Source organism: Sulfitobacter sp. HGT1 (genome assembly GCF_013282155.1).
Classification (GTDB): Bacteria; Pseudomonadota; Alphaproteobacteria; order Rhodobacterales; family Rhodobacteraceae; genus Sulfitobacter.
On sequence record NZ_BLWI01000028.1, the window covers coordinates 1 to 1,740 of the forward strand.

The following is a 1,740-nucleotide window of genomic DNA, read 5'->3' on the forward strand; positions in this document are numbered from 1 at the left end:
CCTTAGATGTTAAGAACGTACGAAGCCTTGACTCATAAGCATCTACTGTAGGGAACTTAGATACTTCGTTACGCATTCGTACTGGTAGTCCACGCTCTAGCATAAGAGCTGTTAGTTCCTTACGTGAGCTGTTAGTACTGCCTGTATCTACCTCAGCCTTGCAGACTACGTACTCTCGTAGTAGGTCAGGCATCTTATCAAGTATCTTAAAGACCTCAGCGTAACCTACGTTCAGAGGCTCAAGCTGCTCGTACTGTAGGCTAAGCGAGCTGCTAGTGTCTTGGTCTGAGTCAGTATAACCTAAGAACATCTCTTCGTAAGAGTTAAGGTACGTATTAATCTTCTTCTTTACTTGTAACTTACCTGACTTAGAGCCTGTGTTGATGTAGTTAAAGTATTCCATTACTGCTGTACGTAACTTAAGGTACATAAAGGTAGCAGGAGAACGACCGTTACCCATACGGGTGAACATCTCACGGTCTGCCCATACTTTCTCCATGCAGTCATGAAAGACATCGGGTCTATCATCAGCAGGTATACCCTTGTTACCACAGAACCATAGGACATCCTTCTCCAGTGTCTCGTACAAGGAGCTGAATACCTCAGGTGTTATTACGGTAGGGAACTTACTCTCGGGTACTGCTGTCATTCGTGCTCTCCAAAGTTAGGCTGCATCTCTTCAAGGCAACCTGTAGTTGAGTGATACTGCATCTTAATACGACCTGACTCCCCGAAGTTACGGTCTTCTAGTAGTACTAAGTCACGGCAGTTACGTAGTTCATCAGGTAAGTCAGGGTCTTTGTTCCCCTCTAGTCCCCACATCTGATGGCAAAACAATATGTTAGTATCCTTACGTCTTGTATTACTACAAGTATCGGACTATATCACGCTACTCTCGTAGCCCAACCGTTTCGGGATAACTCCTGTCGTCCCTACTCTACTCACTTCTCAGGTGTTAACCTTCTGCTTTCGATAGTCTCTGCACGTTCCTGTTAAGGCTTCGCTCAGGATTGCCCTCATTTCTGATAGGGTTTCCCTGAATTAGATTGGTTTTACATGCGCCTTTGACGCATCATAGCTCGTGAGCCACTGAACTGCTGACTCTGTACTGCACCCCCACGTTCATGAGGTAGCCCTGACTGAGGGGCATTAAGGTGACAGAACAAGTAAGCTGTGAAGTCCAGCTCCTTAGCCATCGTAGCTATCTCTGAGGCTATACTGATAAGCTCTTCGTTAGCTACTGACATAGGCATACCTACTGTGAAACAGGTCAGTGGGTCAAGGAACACATCCTTTACACCGCATACCTCTACGTTAGTACGTATCTCTTTCTTAACGTCAGCCCATCGTATCTCCTGATAGGAGTCAAAGACAATAGCGTTACTGCCTATGATAGCTTTACCTTTATCGAAGTCCTCTTTCTCATAAGGAACCTTAGGGTCCCATAGCACCTTACGTGCAGCCTTACCCGCTAGACGCTTAAGGGTATTAGGTACTGACTCTTCGGGCTTGACTAGCATAACAGGTGTATCCTGAGTAGCTGCAAAGAACGCAGCCATCTGGTCAACTACTACACTCTTACCCATCTTCACCCCTCAGCCGAAGTAATACACCTCACCTCGTCGTCGTCCTCGTGTCTTCTCTGTCATCGTAGGCCAAGGCCAGTCAAGCCCCCACTCTACCTTAGCCTCAGCTAAGTCCCATGCATCAGAAGAGCGGACGCACGTCCCTGATACCATA

General features: G+C 46.7%; 2 protein-coding genes. Both read right to left on the bottom strand.

Annotated features, from left to right (window positions below; genetic code table 11):
• Positions 1-649: hypothetical protein (locus tag HGT1_RS18240; protein ID WP_217902999.1), on the bottom strand; the 649-nt coding region annotated here is incomplete at its 3' end.
• A gap of 403 nt (positions 650-1,052) precedes the next feature.
• Positions 1,053-1,586 (bottom strand): DnaB-like helicase C-terminal domain-containing protein, encoded by a 534-nt coding sequence (locus HGT1_RS18140; RefSeq protein WP_176251365.1) that lies wholly within the window; start codon positions 1,584-1,586, stop codon positions 1,053-1,055.
• Positions 1,587-1,740 lie beyond the last annotated feature (154 nt).